Source organism: Mesorhizobium sp. W050 (assembly GCF_054719535.1).
In genome coordinates this window covers 2851498-2867217 of sequence record NZ_JBTTIH010000001.1, presented here as the reverse complement: position 1 = coordinate 2867217, position 15720 = coordinate 2851498, and the positions used below count along the sequence as shown (strand labels likewise).

The following is a 15720-nucleotide window of genomic DNA, read 5'->3' as shown; positions in this document are numbered from 1 at the left end:
CTCGTCAGTTCACGTTGCGCACGAAGCGATTGGCGAATTTCAACAGCCAGGTCACGAACACGACGATGATGACGAGATAGGCCATCGCCAGCATGGTGCCGTAGCCGACATTCGAGCGGTCGCGGTATTCCCGGTAGATGAAGCTCGACACAGAATCCGTGGCGCCGCCGGGCCCGCCGGAGGTCACGGTGATGATGATGTCGGCAAGCTTCAGCTTGAAGATGATGCGCAGGATCACCGCCGTCACCGACACCGGCAGCATCAGCGGGAAGGTGACCTGCCAAAAAGTCTGCCATGGCGTGGCGCCGTCGACGCGCGCTGCCTCCAGCACGTCGCGCGACATAGCCTGCAGGCCGGCAAGCAGCATGATCATCATGAACGGGATGAAGGTCCAGGCGTCGAGCACCATGATCGAGATGCGGGCGGTGATCGGGTTGGAGAAGAAGGCGGGGTTCTCCCAGCCGAGATGGCGCGCCAGCGTCGCCGCCGGCCCGAAACGGTATTCCATCAGCGATTTGCCGATCATCCAGGATACCGCGACCGGCGACAGCATCAGCGGCATCAGGAAGACGACTCGGAAGAATTTGCGCGCCCGGATCTGCGCGTTGAGCAGCAGCGCCAGGCCGAAAGCGATGACATATTCGACCAGCACGGCGAGCACATAAAGCACCATGTTGAACAGCGCGTTGCGGTAGTAGGGATCGGCCAGCATCTGCCAGAAATTGTCGAGCCCGTTGAACTTGCGGCCGGAAAAGGACGACAGGTTCCAGTCGGTCAGCGCGATATAGAAGCCGAACAGCGTCGGGAAGATCACCATGGCGATGGTGAACAGCAGCGCCGGCAGCAGGAACAGCGCGCGCTGGCCGTCCTCGCCGCGCGTCAGCACCTGGCCGATGCCGAGCGCCACCCCCCACAGAACATAGGCATAGACGATGGGACGCCAGGTCTCGAAGCCGAGCGTGGTGATCTCGTTCTTGTAGAGGATCTCAAACGCGATCACCGCCAGCAGGCCAAGCGTGGCGGCCGCCATCAGGGCAAAACCCGCCCGCTTGCGGGCCGGCGAGATCAGATCGGCTGGGCCGGCGTTGGCCGGCCATGCATTGGTGGTCTGGTCAGCCACGCGTCCCCGTCCGTTTAAAAAATCAAGCCTGCGACCGGCCCGAGCCGGTCAGGTCCGGCGGCTTGCACCGCCGGACGTGTTGTCACGATAGGATCAGCCTACACGCCGAGCGAGGCCTTGTAGAGCTTGATCTGGTTTTCGCGGCCGATCTGGTCGGTCAGCTTCTCCCAGGCCGCGGCAATGGCGTCGGCGCCTTCCTGCGCCTTCATCTTGCCGGCGAATGTGTTGGCCAGAATGTCCTCGGCAGCCGAATAGTACTGGAAGATGCCGGGGATGCGCGGCTCGATCGCCGCGTTCGGATGGTTGTAGCTGTCGGCTTCCGACTTCAGATACGAGGTGATGAACGCCTCGTCGTAGCCTGCCGCCACCCATTCGGGAATGTCGAAATGCGAGTTGCGGTAGGGCTGGAAGCCGGACGGATACATCGCCGTCCAGATTGACAGGTCCTTGCCGCCGAGATGAGCGGCGGCCGACCATGCCGCTTTTTTCTTCTTTTCGTCCGTATCGACGCGGGCCATGACGTAGACGCCCCAGCCGAGATAGGCGCAGTTCGGCGCATAGTTCGGGCCGCTGGCGAGTTTGTCCCAAGCGCCGGTCTTGGCATTGTAGACGTCGTCGGACCCCGGCAGGATCGAGAAGCCGGTGACGTCGCCGATGACCGAGCTATCGTTGGTCTTGACGTTGGAGCCGACGTCGCCCCACCAGGTGACCATCGAACCGGTGCCGGCCAGGAACTGCTGGAAGGCTGTCGTGTTCGGGTCGGCGTTGATCTGGTCGGCGGGCTCCGACGGCAGCGCGTCGATGACGTCCTGGATGGCGCGCACCCAGGCCGGATTGTTGATGCGCGGCTTCATCGTGTCGGCATCGAACAGCCAGGCCTTGTCGTCGGGATGCTTGGCATAGGCGGTGGCACGGCTGCCGAGGAAGTAGAAGCCGAAACCGCCCCAGGCCTTAGGCGCATCGAGATAGCCAAAGACGTCCTGGCCCTTGAACTGCTTGCCCTTGAGGAATTTTGTGACGGCCTGGACTTCCTGCCAGGTCTTCGGCACGCCCCACTCGGTGGTCGCGCCGCCGTCCTTCCACGCCTTGGCGAGGTCGGCATCGGCAAACACGTCGGTGCGGTAATTGAAGTTATGCGCATCGCCGTCGACGGTGATCCGGTACTGCTTGCCGTCCCAGGTGCCGACCGGCGGCTGCAGATAGGCCACGACATCCTTCATGTCGATCTGCTCTTTGACCCAGTCGGGCATCTCGGACGTCAGGCCCTTGCCGCAGACATCGCCTTCGAAGGGCGCGCCCATCTCGATGATGTCGAAGTCGACGGTGCCGGTTGCGATCGACTGCTGCAGGCGGGCATTGTAGTCGGCCTGCGCCAGGTCGATCCAGCTGATCTTGGCGCCGGTATAGGCCTCCCACGGCTTCAGGAAGCCGCGGAACAGCACATTGTGCAGGTTCTGGTTGTTGAGGCCCATGAAGGTGAGCTCGACGCCGGCGAATTCGCCTTCCTTGACGTTGGCCTTGGTGGCTTCCAGGCAGAGTTCGCCGACCTTCTGGAAATCGGCATCCGTCGGCTGACCCTTGCCGACGCCGGGGATCTGAAGAATTTTGGAGCGTAGCTCGCTGGCGGCTTCAGCCGGGCGGGTGAAAGCGCCGAGCCCAGCGCCCGATGCGGCGGCGATCGCGGCCATTGAGGCCGCGCCCTTGAGTATGTCACGCCGGGTGGCACCCGCGCGGACGAGTTTTTCGTACAGACCGACTCTCATCTATTCCTCCCAGAACAACAGTCGTGAATTAAAATGCCAATCCCTCCGACGCCGAAACGTCGGCGGTTCTCCTTTATCATACGGGGACGTGGGACCCCACCCTGCGTCGCCTGGAGCTCCGATTTTCGGATAAAAATCCGACTGCCGGATTGGCAACAGCTAATATTTGCGTAATCGATTACCTTGTCAACACGAATGGCTTTTTATCGATAACATACCGACTTGCCCTTGCCGTTGGCAATGGCTAGCTTCACCGCGAGAAAAGGGGGGACGATGGCTCAAGTCGCGATCAGCAATGTGGCCAAGGCGTTCGGAACCGTCAAGGTCCTGCACGAGGTCAGCGTCGATATCGCCGATGGCCAGTTCGTGGTGTTGGTCGGCCCGTCGGGCTGCGGCAAGTCCACGCTGCTCAGGATGGTGGCCGGGCTGGAGACCGTCTCCGGCGGCACGATCGCCATTGGCGAGCGCATCGTCAACAATCTGCCGCCGGCCAAGCGCGACATCGCCATGGTGTTCCAGAACTACGCGCTCTATCCGCACAAGACGGTGGAGCAGAACATGGCGTTTGCGCTGAAGCTGCGCAAGACCGATCCAGCCGTGGTCGCCGAGCGGGTCAAGCGCGCCGCCGACATTCTCGACCTCAATCCGTACCTGAAACGTTATCCGCGCCAGCTATCCGGCGGCCAGCGCCAGCGCGTCGCCATGGGCCGCGCCATCGTGCGCAATCCGCAGGTCTTCCTGTTCGACGAGCCGCTCTCCAATCTCGACGCCAAGCTGCGCGTGCAGATGCGCACCGAGATCAAGGAACTGCACCAGCGGCTGAAGACCACCACCATCTACGTCACCCACGACCAGATCGAGGCCATGACCATGGCCGACAAGATCGTCGTCATGCGCGATGGCCGTATCGAGCAGGTCGGCGCGCCATTGGAATTGTTCGACCGGCCGGCCAATCTGTTTGTCGCCGGCTTCATCGGCTCGCCGTCGATGAACCTGCTCAAGGGCGTGGTGCGCAAGGGCGACAAGGTCGAGATAGCGGGCACGCTGTTCCCGATCGCGGCCGGCAGCGCCGCCAAGGAGGGCCAGGCCGTGGTCTATGGCGTGCGGCCCGAGCATCTCGAAATCCATGCCGACGGCGTGCCAGCAAAGATCTCGGTGGTCGAGCCGACCGGTTCCGAAACGCTGGTCTTCGTGCGTTTCGGCGAGGGCGAGATGGTGGCGCTGTTTCGCGAGCGCCACGACTTCAAGCCCGGCGACACGCTCAATCTCAAGCCGCGCCTCGACCAGGTCCATCTCTTCGACGCCGAGACCGGCAACCGGCTCTGATTTCCAATCGACTTTGACCAAACCTGTTTGACGAGGACTGCCATGCTCAAAGGGATCAACCCATTGCTCAATGCCGATGTGCTCCAGGCGCTCAGGGCAATGGGACACGGCGACGATCTGGTCATCGCCGACACCAATTTCCCCGCCGATTCGGTGGCAAAGCAGACCGTGCTCGGCAAGCTGCTGCGCATCGATGCCTCGGCGGCCGATGTCGCCAAGGCGGTGCTGTCGCTCTATCCGCTCGACACATTCGTCGACGATGCGGCCGCGCGCATGGAGATTGTCGGCAAGCCGGACGAGATTCCGCCGGTGCAAAAAGAGGTGCAGAAGGAGATCGACAAGGCCGAGGGCAAGGCCTGGCCGATGATCTCGGTCGAGCGCTATGCCTTCTACGAGCGCGCCAAGAAAGCCTATTGCGTCATCCAGACCGGGGAGCGCCGCTTCTATGGCTGCTTCGCCTTTCGCAAGGGCGTCGTGCCGCCGGATGCCGAGTAGGGCCATGGCGTCGGGCAAACCTGTCGTCATTCTGGGCGTTTTCGTCGCCGACACCGCTTACCGGGCCGATCGACAGCCGCGCATGGGTGAAACCATTCTTGGTAATTCCTTCAAGCTGGGACCTGGCGGCAAGGGCTCGAACCAGGCGGTGGCGGCAGGCAAGCTCGGCGCGGACGTCACCTTCCTGACCCGGCTTGGCGTCGATGCTTTCGCCGACATGGCCAAGGCGACCTGGGCAGAGGCGAGCGTTAAATCCCCCGTGATCGACACGCCGCAAAGCTATACCGGCGCGGCCTATATCTTCATCGAGGAGACAACCGGCAACAACGCCATCATCGTCAGCCCGGGTGCAGCGATGCTGATCTCGCCTGAAGACATCGAGGCCAACGCCGGCCTGATCGGCGGCGCCGGCGTCTTCGTCACCCAGCTCGAACAGCCGATCGACGCGGCACTGCGCGCACTCGAAATCGCGCGCGGTGCAGGGGTGACCACCATCCTCAATCCGGCGCCGGCGGCCAAGCTGCCGGACCGCATCTACACGCTGTGCGACTATGTGACCCCCAACGAAACCGAGGCCGAGGAACTGACCGGCATCAAGGTTTCTTCGATCGACGACGCTCGCCGCGCCGCCGACAGCCTGCTCAAAAAAGGCGTCGGCTCGGTCATCATCACGCTCGGCGAAAAAGGCGCGCTGCTGCACACGGCCGCTCGGTCCGACCATGTCCCGGTGGTCAATGCCGGCGCAGTGGTCGAAACTACCGGTGCGGGCGATGCCTTCAATGGCGGCCTGGCCGCCGCACTCGCCAAAGGCGTGGAGCCGCTGCAAGCCGTCCGCTTCGCCTGCGCCGTCGCCGGCATTTCGGTGACAAGGCCGGGTACGGCGCCATCCATGCCGACGCTGCAGGAGGTCGAGGCGCTGCTGGCCGAGGGGTGAGGTCGTTGCGGGAGAGATCGAGTTCAGATCCGACCGGATCTTAATTGCCTCATGCAAGACCATGATTCTAGACGATTATGTCACATTTCTCCTGAGGAGAAATGGCGCGAGTGACGGGGCTCGAACCCGCGACCTCCGGCGTGACAGGCCGGCGAAAACGCCTGATTAATCAACGACTGATTCAATTCCTTACGCTCTCGAATTTGCGGGAAAAAGCGCGAAATTGAAACTTGCCTATCAGAACTCCTCGTCAACTCCGCGAGGTATTCACTTTGATCGACGCCTCCGCTGCTGCCAGCCTAGCGGCTGGACCGGGACAGACTGCTCCCGGCGACTTCTGGATCGGCTGGAGACGGCAGATCGATGCGCTCGCTTCCGCCGGATTCCGGGTCATCGTTCCCGACCAGAGGGGCTACAACACCAGTGACAAGCCGAAAGCCATCCGTGAATACACGCTCCCCAAGCTCGTCGGCGTGTCGTTGCCATCGCCGACGCGCTCGGCATCGGAAGGTTTCACCTCGTCGGTCATTTACTGGGGCGGTATCGTCGCCTGGGCCGCAGGCGCAAAGCTGCCGCACCGCCTGGAAAGGCTCGTCATCCTGAACGCGCCCCATCCCGAGGTGCTGCTTGCCCATTCCTTGCGATCTCCGACCCAGTTCCTGCGGAGCAGCTATGCGGCCTTCTTCCAGTTCCCCTTGCTGCCGGAGGCTTTTCTGGGGGCGGGGCGCTCGGCTCTGCTGGCACGGGCGCTCATCAAATCCAGCCGAACAGATGCCTTCACGGCGGAGGAAATCGCAGAGTATCGGCAGGCCTGGGAACGGCCGGGGGCGCTGACAGGCATGCTCAACTGGTATCGGGCGCTGCGCTTCCGCCCAAGCCTGAATGAGCGGATCACGACGCCGACCCTTGTACTGTGGGGGATGCAGGACCAAGCTCTGGAATATGGCCTGGCCGAGCGCAGTCTGGCCCTTTGCAACGATCGGGGCCTGCAGACGTTCGAGAAGGCGACGCATTGGGAACAGCGCGAAGAGGCCAGCGCGGTGAATGCCGCGCTTCTGGCGTTCCTGGACGGCTGAGATGCCGTTCCGTTCTGTAGGTGGCCTGACTCGCCGTGATCTCCTGACCGTGCTCGCTGCCGCGGTCACAACCCACCACCTTACCTCCTCTGCTGATGCAGCATTGGCAGAGGCCTCAACGGAGCATCCGATGCCACACGTCGTCCTTCTCGGGGATTCGATCTTTGACAACGCTGCCTATGTCGCGCACGGGCCCGACGTAGTGCGGCAGCTGCGGGAGCGGTTGCCGGAGGGGTGGCGTGCAACGGTAAACGCCGTCGACGGCGCCGTCACAAGCGGCGTCGAGCGGCAGCTTGAACGGCTCCCCCAGGATGCTAGCCATCTTGTCGTCAGCGTCGGTGGCAATGATGCTCTTCGTCATGCAGGGATTCTGGAGCAGGGGGCCTGTTCGGTGGCCGAGGTTCTGGACAGGATCAGCGATATCCGGGAGGAATTCGAGCACGACTACTGTACGATGCTCGAGGGGGCGCTGGGCCAAAACCTACCCACCGCTGTCTGCACGATCTACGAGGCGCGCTTTCCCGACCCACAGCGTCGTAGACTTGCCGCAACTGCCCTGACGGTCCTCAACGACGTCATCACCCGGGCGGCGTTCTCGCGCGGTTTGCCGCTCGTCGACCTGCGCTTGGTATCGAATGAGGACGCGGACTTCGCCAATCCTATCGAACCGTCAGTGCAAGGCGGCGCGAAGATCGCGGCAGCCATCGCGGCACTTGTAGTCGAGCACGATTTAGCCGGACGTCGGTCGGTGGTCTTCGTCGGCTAAACGGCGTAATCGCGCCCGATCGTCTGCACTCCCGATGGTCGTTCGGACTGAAAGCAACAATTCAGACGGCCAGCACGATCTTGCCTTGAATACTGCCGTCGGCGGCGCGCTCATGTGCGCGCGATGCCTCGGCCAGCGGGAATGTGCTGTCGATGACGACACGCACAAGGCCGTCGTCGAGCAGGCGGGCGGCTTTTGCCAACTGCGCGCCATTGGATCGAACCTGTGTGGATGAGACCGTGATCCCCAGCCTCTCTGTCTCTTCGTGACCAGCGAAGCCCAGTGGGTTGACCAGGAACAGCGCGCCGCCCGGCTTCAGAACATGGAAGAAGCGCTCCATGTCCGCGCCGCCCACCGCGTCGAGGACAAGGTCGACGTCTCGAACGACATCTTCCGCCGCGGTTGTCTTGTAGTCGATGAATTGATCCACGCCGAGATCGCGCATCAGCGCCTCGTTCTTGGCCGATGTCACCGCGATGACGCGCGCGCCCCGCCATTTCGCCAACTGGACGGCCAGATGCCCGACACCGCCTCCGGCACCATTGATGAGCACCGTCTTGCCGTCGAGGGGCACCGGCTCATGCGGTAAGGGCTGGAACGGATTCGGCTCGTCGTGGCCAAGTTCGATCAAGAACTGCCATGCCGTCAGAAGCGACATCGGCGCACCAGCCGCATGAATATGGTCGATGCCGGCTGGTTTCAACGCAACATGCGATGCCGGCACACTGACATAATGCGCGTAGGCATTGCTACCCGTCATCAAGTTATCGGGGAAGCGAACCATTGCGTAGACCTCGTCACCGATGCTGAACTCAGCGGCGTCAGCGCCAACCGCTTCAATGACGCCCGACACGTCCGTGCCGAGAATCAGTGGGAAGGACGCGTTGGGTCGCCATTCTGGCGGCAGTGCGCGATAGCCATCCCGCAGATCCCAGTCGGGCGGATTAAGCCCGGCCGCCTGGACTCGGACAAGCACCTCGCCGGGCTTCACACCCGGCCTAGGCGCGTCTTCGTACACCAGCATCTCGGGACCACCGAATGCGTGCAGACGGACTGCCTTCATCTTATCGCTCATTGGTGAAATCTCCGCTCATCCATGTCATTGGAGCGAATCTAGCGGCATGACCGCCGGTTGATAATCGGTGCCGATGGCGGTTAAGTAATGCCATGGCGGAACATATCACTTTGGATCGGCTCACTGGCATCATCGCCTTCGCGCGTGCGGGATCGCTCGGCAGCTACACGGCAGCGGCGCGCGCGCTGTCGATTTCCCCGTCGGCGGTCAGCAAGAGCGTCCAGCGGCTCGAGCGGCATTTAGGAGTGTCGCTGTTTACCCGTACAACGCGCTCGCTCACCTTCACGCCCGAAGGGCGCGACCTGCATGAGCGCGCGCTGCGTCTGCTACGCGAGGCCGAGGAAATAGAGCAGGCGGCAATGACCGCGCGCTCCGAACCATCGGGCACGTTGCGCGTGGCCGCGTCGCTGCCGATCGGACTGCATCTGATCGCTCCGGCTTTACCGGCTTTCCGTCGGCTCCATCCGAACCTGATCGTCGATCTCAGGCTGGGTGACCAGATGGTGGACATGATCGAGGAAGGGATCGATGTCGCCATACGCATCGGTGATCTGGCTGACACCCGGCTACTATCACGCAAGCTCGCACCCCATCGGCTTTGCTGCTTCGCCTCGCCAGCCTATCTCGAGGAACGCGGCACACCGACCCATCCCGATCACCTGGAAGGGCACGACACCGTCAACCTTCGATATCAGAGCACAGGCCAGGCCTTTCGCTGGCCCTTCCGGATTGGCGACCGTGAAATCGAGATCGTGCCCAATTCCGGTGTGGTCGCCGATGCCAGCGATGCCGTGCTCATCATGCTGGCAGCCGGCGGTGGGATAGGCATAGGCGCCTCCTTCATGGCGGCTCCCTATGTGAAGGGCGGCGAACTGGTCCCAGTGCTGTCCACGTTCGCGGTCGAGCGAAACAATGTCACCGTGCTCTGGCCGGCAAGCCGACGCGCCAACCCCGCCGTGCGCGCCTTTCTGACCATGCTCGACGCCGCTTTCACTCTGCGAATGGCAGCTTCAAGCATCGACTGATCTGGCGCGGAAGGGTCGCTAAAGGGCGAAAGCGGTCAATCACTGCTGATTGGCTGAACGGCAGCTATTCTGGGCACAACGTCCAAAAGCTGCTATTCCGTTTCGGCCCCACTACAGGCCGCCCCTCCTCGTCGAATAGCATTAGACTAGTTGATCGGCTACAACGACCTAGAGTGCTAGCACGGGGAGGGCACATGTCGGCGAGTGCTTACGCATTGACTGGCTTCATCTCGTGGGCGCTGGCCCTGCTGATCGTGATGGAAGTTATCCGGAGCTACCTGGTGATCTCTGGGCAAGTCCCGGCAAACGGCTTTACGCCAGATAACGGAGCCCTCTCCCCGTTTATGCGGAGGTTAGCCCGTGCCCACGCCAACTGCATTGAAGGGCTTCCAATCTTCGGAGGTCTGCTCGGAGTCGCGATCATCATTTCAAAGACAGATGTCACGGATCCCTTGGCCTCCACGATGTTAGGCGCACGTATAGTGCAGTCGGTGATCCACCTCGTCTCAACCAGCCAACTCGCGGTCAGTCTCAGGTTCACCGCGTTCGCTGTGCAAATGGTGATTGGTGCGTATTGGTGCTGGTTGCTGTTGATCTGAAGAGTGGCGGAGCCCCGACGCAAAAGTGGGCCACCTCGATTCCGGGAGCCTTGGCAAACCCACTCCGGATCGTGACCCGAAAGACTGTCCCTTTTGACAGGCGAGCGAACCGCAAAACTGGCAGTGGCAAAACCGCCGTTGAGGCATGATATTGCCGTTGGATTTTGGGGCTACTCCCCAGCTTCGGAGAAGGATCGGCGTTCAGAGAGCAATTTGCACGCCTGGGCGCTGCGGCGCTCCCCAGCTTTTGGCCACACGCACGCCCTGCAAACGCTCGGGCTCAAGAGCGCCTGGCAGCGGAGCAGAGAATTGTTGGACTTTGTGAGTGTTAGAGGGAGAGGAACTGAGATTCAACCTTCTCCACCTGCACTTGTTCCTTGCACGCTGGCCTCAGCAGCACCTAATCCTGCCACCCAACCTGGAGGAGCAAGCCAGTGCTACCGAGCTGTGTAGACACCGATCGGCTCGCGCTGTAGCCATAGGCCTCCGCCCGTCGGGGTTCACCGGCGCCGGGGTGGGGGGCCGGCCTAGTGGGGGCCCAGCAACGCGCACGTCAGCCTGGCTATCTTTCGAGTCGCCGGGTCCGGTGACCGCCAGATCGTCAGGCTGGATTATACCCGACAAATCTTGATAGTCTGCCGTTCTGGGGGTCGCACGATGAACGAGGTTGAAAAGCTGGCCGTCGAGGTTGTCGCGACCGGCCTTGGCTGGCCCGAGGGCCCGACGGTGCTGCCCGATGGCCGAATTGTCATCGTCGAAAGCTATCGCAGCCAGCTGACGGCCATAGATCGCGACGGAAGTGCTCGCCAGTTCGCGTATGTTGCCGGAGCGCCCAACGCCTGCGTTCTCGGATCGGATGACCTGCTCTATGTCTGCCAGAACGGCGGCACGACCGGACCTTGGCGGGCCGCGGACATGACGACGCCATCGATCCAGCGGGTTGCCGAAGGCGGAAAGCCGGAAATCCTGCTGAGCGAAGTCGCGGGCATTCGGCTCAATGGGCCAAACGATCTTGTATTTGCTGCTGACGGCCGGCTCATCTTCAGCGATCCCGGCACATACAACCCGGGGAATCCGGACCCAAGCTACATTTTTGCCGTCAACCCCGATGGCAGTGCTTACCTTGCTCTCGGTTTCGACAAGCCGACCTTCCCCAATGGTGTGGCGATCGAAGCCGACGGCTCGATCATTTGGGGGGAGTCCTATACGGGGCGCGTCAAGCGGCAGCGTCCGGATGGTTCCGTCGAAGACCTGGGCCGCTTGCCTGGGGCCAATCCGATCCCGGACGGGCTGAAGGTCGGAGCCGATGGCCGCCTTTATGTCACGGATATTGCCGCCAACGGCATTCACGTTCTGAAGCCCAACGGCACAGCGGAGGGTTTCTTCGTCTGCGGCAAGGCAACGACCAACTGCGTCTTCTCGGGCGAGATGCTTTGGGTGACAAATGCCGGCGTGCTGGCGACCGGCAGCGATCCCTCCTTTGAGGGAACACTCTCCTGCGTGCGTGTTCCGGGAGGCGGTGGACCGACGCATCATGGTCGCATCGGCGGAAAGCAACCGTGAGTAGCTCCTCGTCCGCCTCAAACACAGGCGATGACCGCGGTGCCGGCGGTGCGGCATCGTCTGCTTCGATGGCGGCGTTGAAGTGCCTGTACAGCGTGGCCGCGGTCCGCGTCGCCGCGCGGCGGAGTTTGCCACGCCCGGTGTTCGACTTCGCCGATGGCGGTGCCGAGGATGAGCGAACGCTGCGCCGGAACGAGCAAGCTTTTAACGAGGTTGCCATTCTGCCGCGACCACTCAACGGTGCAACGACGCGAGACCTTTCCCTTGACCTCTTCGGCGCGAAACTTGCCATCCCGCTGGGCATCGCGCCAACCGGCCTGGCTGGGCTGTTCTGGCCCGACGGCGAGCGCGCAGCCGCCCGAGCCGCAGCGGCCGCAGGGACATTCTACTGCGCCAGCCACGGATCGGTCTGCACGCTGGAGGATATAGCAGCCACCGGAAGTAGCCCACGGTGGATGCAGGTGTTCGTCTATACCGATCGCGGCTTCACCCGAGAAATGGTGGATCGGGCGCGTGCCTCAAGCTACGACGCGCTGGTGCTCACCATTGATAACCAGATGCTTGGCAACCGTGAACGCGACATCCGCAACGGTTTTGCCATCCCGCCGCGCTTCGGTGTGGCCGGAACCCTCGCGGCCGCCACCAAGGCGGCGTGGCTTCTTCGTATGCGCACCCGACTCCCGAAACTGACTTTCGGCAACTACGCGCGCCCCGGAGATACGGCGACGGTCGGTGCATTGGCGGGCCGAATGGCCGCAATGCTCGATCCCGGACTCTCCTGGGCCGATGTCGACTGGCTGCGCACTGTCTGGTCCGGACCGTTGTTGCTGAAAGGCGTCCTGCATCCCAGCGAAGCCGCCGAGGCTGTAGCCCGAGGAATTGACGGCATCATCGTATCCAATCATGGGGGACGTCAGCTTGACGGCGCCGCCGCATCCCTGGACGCGTTGACGGCGGTTGTCGCGGCTGTCGCCGGCCGCGTACCAGTGCTTATCGACGGCGGCATCAGGCGAGGCTCTGACGTCGTCAAGGCCCTGGCGCTCGGCGCCTCGTGCTGTCTGATCGGGCGGCCGCAGTTGTGGGGGCTCGCGGTCGCCGGCGAGGAGGGGGTACGCCACGTGCTCGAACTCTACCGCAAGGAGATCGACCGCGTCATGGGACTGATGGGCGCGCGGAGCCTGCGCGACCTCGGGCCGGACTGTATTTCGTTCGTTCAGGGAATGGGGCCGCTACATGATTGAAGACCCACCACTGCTCACCATCAAGCGCCGTTTCGAACGGCCCGCAGCAGAAATCATCAGTGCTTTTGCGGGCGTGCCGGTTAGCCAGGTCGTAGACGCGATGGGGGGACGCGGCGCCTTGCATTATGCGATCAAGCCACTGTCGCCAGCTACTGCGACGATGGTCGGCGTCGCCGTGACCTGTCACTGCGGTCCCGCCGACAACCTCGCCCTGTTTGGAGCACTGGATGCCGCAGCAAGTGGCGATGTCATCGTCGCGGCCACCGACAGCTTTGCCGGTACCGCGGTAACTGGCGATCTCGTGCTCGGCATGGCGCGCAACAAGGGGGTCGCCGGCTTCATCACTGACGGCCTGGTGCGCGACGTTGTCGGGATCGAGGCGGTCGGGTTGCCGGTTTACTGTGCCGGGGTCATTGCGAATTCGCCTGCGCGAAATGGTCCAGGCACGGTCGGATTCCCGGTGGTGCTGGGAGGAGTGACTATCTCGCCGGGAGACATACTGGTCGGCGACCGCGACGGTGTCGCCGTGGTGCCTCGCCTGGAGGCTGAGACTGTGCTGGCCCGGCTCTCCGCCATCAGGGCGGCTGAGAAAACTCTTGATGGCCTGGTGCGGCAAGGTCTCGAGATGCCCGACTTTGCCAAGGTCGTCCTCAAATCGAACAGGGCGCGCTTCGTTGACTGAGATGTGAGCTTCTCTAGCTGCGGGACATATGAAGCGCAACACGATTTCGTCCTTCCGATTTGGCACGAAACAGAGCCAAATCGGCGGCATTGACGAAATCGTTTGGCGTCTCGTTCTCGGTGGGCACCGCTGTTGCGACGCCGACGCTGATGGTCACGCGATCCGGGCCGTGGGGTATGTTCAACTCCCGCACGCTCTGGACGAGCCGCTCGGCGATCGCACTGGATTGTTCCAGTATAGTGTCGACCAACACGATGACGAACTCTTCGCCTCCGTACCGCGCAGCGAGATCGGTGGAGCGGCCGGAACCGCTCTGGATTACGCGGGCGATTTGCTTGAGCACATCGTCGCCGGCCATATGGCCATAGGTATCGTTGTATCGTTTGAAGTTGTCGGCATCGATCATCAACAGCGACAGTGGGGACTGTGCGCGAAAAGCGCGTTTCCATTCAGCCGCCAGATATTCGTCAAAATAGCGCCTGTTGCCGAGACCCGTCAGGCCATCGATCCGCGTCAGACGTTCAAGCTCTAGATTTGCACTGATCAGCTGTCGCTGGCTTTCCCTCAGCGCTCGGTGTGCCGAGTCTCGCTGGACGTGATCCAGATAGGCCCGCGTGTGATATCGAATGCGTGCAATCAACTCGATACGATCCGGCAGTTTGACGAGATAGTCGTTCGCGCCCGCAGCGAAGGCTTCGCCCTTGGTGGCTGGATCTTCCTTGCTCGACAGCACAATGACTGGCACCGCGCGTGTCGACGCATGCTTCCTGTATTCTCGCACCAGATGCAGCCCATCGACCCCTGGCATCACGAGATCCTGCAGGATAACGGTTGGCTTTACCTCATCCGCGACCGTCATCGCTCTCAACGGGTCGGTGCAGAAGTGTAAGGAAATATCGGGCTCGTTGGCTAGAGCGCGCCTGACCGCCTCGCAAACCATGATCTGATCATCGATGAGCAGAACCATGGATGAATAGTTATCTGCGAGTGGCGGGACCAACTCTGGTTCTTGCGTCATCGGAAGGGGCCTTTCACGTGGAGCGCTCGCAGGCTTCGATTATACGTGAGCCGATCGCACCCAAAGGAAGAATATCAACAGCCGCGCCGATGTCGGCGGCGGCCTTCGGCATGCCATAGACGGCACTGGTTGCTCTATCCTGCGCGATTGTGAGATGCCCCTTGTCACGGAGCTGTCTCAGCCCGCGCGCACCATCCCTGCCCATGCCTGTGAGCAGAACACCAATCACCGGGCCAGGCCACCATTGCGCCGCACTTTCGAAGAACACATCTACGGACGGCCGATAAACATTGTCCTTGGGGCTGGGCGTATAGCCAAGTTGCTGAGCTGACTTGAAAACCAGATGATCCGCAGAACTGGCAACGAGAACGGTGCCCGCTTGAGGGCTATCCCTTTCCCCCGCCGGACGGATCGGGAGACGCGTATGCTGCCCTAGCCAATCAACAAGGCCTGGAACGAACTGAGCATCGAGATGCTGGACGAGCACAATCGCGCCGCCAAAATCAACGGGAAACGCGCTCAGGACTGCGGCAACGGCAGCCGGCCCGCCCGCAGAGGCGCCGATTGCTATCAGGCGTCGAGTTGACGGCTCAGCCGCACGTGACATCCGCCTTTTTGCCTGGGTAGGCGCATCACCGATCAGCTTGCCTATCGTTAGTATCTTGTTCGTCAAAAGCCGGGCGGATTGCGAGGACGCGTTGCCTTCGATGCCCACTGACGGAATATCGACTGCGTCAAGCGCGCCATGACCCATTGCTTCGTAGACGCCGGCGAGGTTGGCTTCGATACTGGCGGTCACCAGCAAGATTGAGCACGGGGTTTCCGCCATGATTCTGCGGGTCGCTTCCACGCCGTCCATCTCTGGCATCGCTAGATCCATGAGTATCAGATCCGGCAGATCACGTCTGCAGACCTCGACCGCCTCACGCCCATTAGTCGCGATCCACGCGACCTGATGTTCGCCGGTCAACAGAACCAGTCGACGCAGAAGTTCAACCGCCATCGGCATGTCGTTAACTACGCCGATTCTCATTCGC

The 15720-nt window shown here is 62.2% G+C and carries 15 protein-coding genes; 10 read left to right on the top strand and 5 right to left on the bottom strand.

The genetic code is table 11. From position 1 onward, the window contains the following. Positions 1 to 4 precede the first annotated feature (4 nt). A complete protein-coding gene (locus tag ACYG9Y_RS13870; protein WP_023689462.1) occupies positions 5 to 1120 on the bottom strand; it encodes a carbohydrate ABC transporter permease in 1116 nt (371 codons plus the stop codon). 98 nt (positions 1121 to 1218) lie between these two features. Continuing rightward, the gene (locus ACYG9Y_RS13865) at positions 1219 to 2883 is read right to left on the bottom strand and encodes an ABC transporter substrate-binding protein (protein ID WP_023739337.1); all 1665 of its coding nucleotides are present in this window, start codon (positions 2881 to 2883) and stop codon (positions 1219 to 1221) included. Between the two features lie 273 nt (positions 2884 to 3156). Between ACYG9Y_RS13865 and ACYG9Y_RS13860 the strand changes: the two genes are divergently transcribed. The 5 genes from ACYG9Y_RS13860 (at position 3157) to ACYG9Y_RS13840 (ending at position 7480) form a co-directional block, all read left to right on the top strand. Beyond that, a complete protein-coding gene (locus tag ACYG9Y_RS13860; RefSeq protein ID WP_023711517.1) occupies positions 3157 to 4209 on the top strand; it encodes an ABC transporter ATP-binding protein in 1053 nt (350 codons plus the stop codon). Between the two features lie 42 nt (positions 4210 to 4251). Continuing rightward, entirely contained in the window at positions 4252 to 4704 is a 453-nt protein-coding gene (locus ACYG9Y_RS13855) for an RbsD/FucU family protein (RefSeq protein WP_023739338.1), read from the top strand. A 4-nt stretch (positions 4705 to 4708) separates the two neighbouring features. After that, the gene (rbsK, locus tag ACYG9Y_RS13850) at positions 4709 to 5638 is read left to right on the top strand and encodes a ribokinase (RefSeq protein ID WP_023739339.1); all 930 of its coding nucleotides are present in this window, start codon (positions 4709 to 4711) and stop codon (positions 5636 to 5638) included. A gap of 272 nt (positions 5639 to 5910) precedes the next feature. Next, positions 5911 to 6714 (top strand): alpha/beta fold hydrolase, encoded by an 804-nt coding sequence (locus ACYG9Y_RS13845; protein WP_050593144.1) that lies wholly within the window; start codon positions 5911 to 5913, stop codon positions 6712 to 6714. A 130-nt stretch (positions 6715 to 6844) separates the two neighbouring features. Further along, positions 6845 to 7480, top strand: a complete 636-nt coding sequence (locus ACYG9Y_RS13840) for an SGNH/GDSL hydrolase family protein (protein ID WP_460223133.1) — start codon at positions 6845 to 6847, stop codon at positions 7478 to 7480. Positions 7481 to 7541: 61 nt separating this feature from the next. On the opposite strand, the gene ACYG9Y_RS13835 is transcribed toward ACYG9Y_RS13840, so the two are convergent. Next, a complete protein-coding gene (locus ACYG9Y_RS13835; RefSeq protein WP_023739340.1) occupies positions 7542 to 8555 on the bottom strand; it encodes an NADP-dependent oxidoreductase in 1014 nt (337 codons plus the stop codon). A 92-nt stretch (positions 8556 to 8647) separates the two neighbouring features. On the opposite strand from ACYG9Y_RS13835, the gene ACYG9Y_RS13830 reads away from it, so the two are divergent. The 5 genes from ACYG9Y_RS13830 to ACYG9Y_RS13810 all read left to right on the top strand — a co-directional run bounded on the left by ACYG9Y_RS13830 (position 8648) and on the right by ACYG9Y_RS13810 (position 13665). Then, positions 8648 to 9580 (top strand): LysR family transcriptional regulator, encoded by a 933-nt coding sequence (locus tag ACYG9Y_RS13830; RefSeq protein WP_023739341.1) that lies wholly within the window; start codon positions 8648 to 8650, stop codon positions 9578 to 9580. A gap of 194 nt (positions 9581 to 9774) precedes the next feature. Beyond that, positions 9775 to 10179: an MAPEG family protein gene (locus ACYG9Y_RS13825; RefSeq protein ID WP_023682292.1), complete on the top strand. Its 405-nt coding sequence runs from the start codon at positions 9775 to 9777 to the stop codon at positions 10177 to 10179. A 657-nt stretch (positions 10180 to 10836) separates the two neighbouring features. Beyond that, positions 10837 to 11742, top strand: a complete 906-nt coding sequence (locus ACYG9Y_RS13820) for an SMP-30/gluconolactonase/LRE family protein (protein WP_023693321.1) — start codon at positions 10837 to 10839, stop codon at positions 11740 to 11742. A gap of 68 nt (positions 11743 to 11810) precedes the next feature. Further along, positions 11811 to 12983 (top strand): alpha-hydroxy acid oxidase, encoded by a 1173-nt coding sequence (locus tag ACYG9Y_RS13815; RefSeq protein WP_031253502.1) that lies wholly within the window; start codon positions 11811 to 11813, stop codon positions 12981 to 12983. After that, complete coding sequence (locus tag ACYG9Y_RS13810; protein WP_023682289.1) at positions 12976 to 13665, top strand: RraA family protein; 690 nt, start codon at positions 12976 to 12978, stop codon at positions 13663 to 13665. Before ACYG9Y_RS13815 ends, ACYG9Y_RS13810 begins: the two co-directional genes overlap by 8 nt. A 13-nt stretch (positions 13666 to 13678) precedes the next feature. On the opposite strand, the gene ACYG9Y_RS13805 is transcribed toward ACYG9Y_RS13810, so the two are convergent. Next, a complete protein-coding gene (locus ACYG9Y_RS13805) occupies positions 13679 to 14632 on the bottom strand; it encodes a response regulator (RefSeq protein WP_023669440.1) in 954 nt (317 codons plus the stop codon). A 64-nt stretch (positions 14633 to 14696) separates the two neighbouring features. Next, positions 14697 to 15716 (bottom strand): chemotaxis response regulator protein-glutamate methylesterase, encoded by a 1020-nt coding sequence (cheB, locus tag ACYG9Y_RS13800; protein WP_023705673.1) that lies wholly within the window; start codon positions 15714 to 15716, stop codon positions 14697 to 14699. Positions 15717 to 15720: the final 4 nt, after the last annotated feature.

What these genes read in the sequence shown, in the direction of transcription:
- ACYG9Y_RS13865 (WP_023739337.1), bottom strand. Translation starts at nt 2,883, where the DNA reads ATGAGAGTCGGTCTGTACGAAAAACTCGTCCGCGCGGGTGCCACCCGG.
- ACYG9Y_RS13860 (WP_023711517.1), top strand. Translation starts at nt 3,157, where the DNA reads ATGGCTCAAGTCGCGATCAGCAATGTGGCCAAGGCGTTCGGAACCGTC.
- ACYG9Y_RS13855 (WP_023739338.1), top strand. Translation starts at nt 4,252, where the DNA reads ATGCTCAAAGGGATCAACCCATTGCTCAATGCCGATGTGCTCCAGGCG.
- rbsK (WP_023739339.1), top strand. Translation starts at nt 4,709, where the DNA reads ATGGCGTCGGGCAAACCTGTCGTCATTCTGGGCGTTTTCGTCGCCGAC.
- ACYG9Y_RS13840 (WP_460223133.1), top strand. Translation starts at nt 6,845, where the DNA reads ATGCCACACGTCGTCCTTCTCGGGGATTCGATCTTTGACAACGCTGCC.
- ACYG9Y_RS13835 (WP_023739340.1), bottom strand. Translation starts at nt 8,555, where the DNA reads ATGAGCGATAAGATGAAGGCAGTCCGTCTGCACGCATTCGGTGGTCCC.
- ACYG9Y_RS13830 (WP_023739341.1), top strand. Translation starts at nt 8,648, where the DNA reads ATGGCGGAACATATCACTTTGGATCGGCTCACTGGCATCATCGCCTTC.
- ACYG9Y_RS13825 (WP_023682292.1), top strand. Translation starts at nt 9,775, where the DNA reads ATGTCGGCGAGTGCTTACGCATTGACTGGCTTCATCTCGTGGGCGCTG.
- ACYG9Y_RS13820 (WP_023693321.1), top strand. Translation starts at nt 10,837, where the DNA reads ATGAACGAGGTTGAAAAGCTGGCCGTCGAGGTTGTCGCGACCGGCCTT.
- ACYG9Y_RS13815 (WP_031253502.1), top strand. Translation starts at nt 11,811, where the DNA reads ATGGCGGCGTTGAAGTGCCTGTACAGCGTGGCCGCGGTCCGCGTCGCC.
- ACYG9Y_RS13810 (WP_023682289.1), top strand. Translation starts at nt 12,976, where the DNA reads ATGATTGAAGACCCACCACTGCTCACCATCAAGCGCCGTTTCGAACGG.
- ACYG9Y_RS13805 (WP_023669440.1), bottom strand. Translation starts at nt 14,632, where the DNA reads ATGGTTCTGCTCATCGATGATCAGATCATGGTTTGCGAGGCGGTCAGG.
- cheB (WP_023705673.1), bottom strand. Translation starts at nt 15,716, where the DNA reads ATGAGAATCGGCGTAGTTAACGACATGCCGATGGCGGTTGAACTTCTG.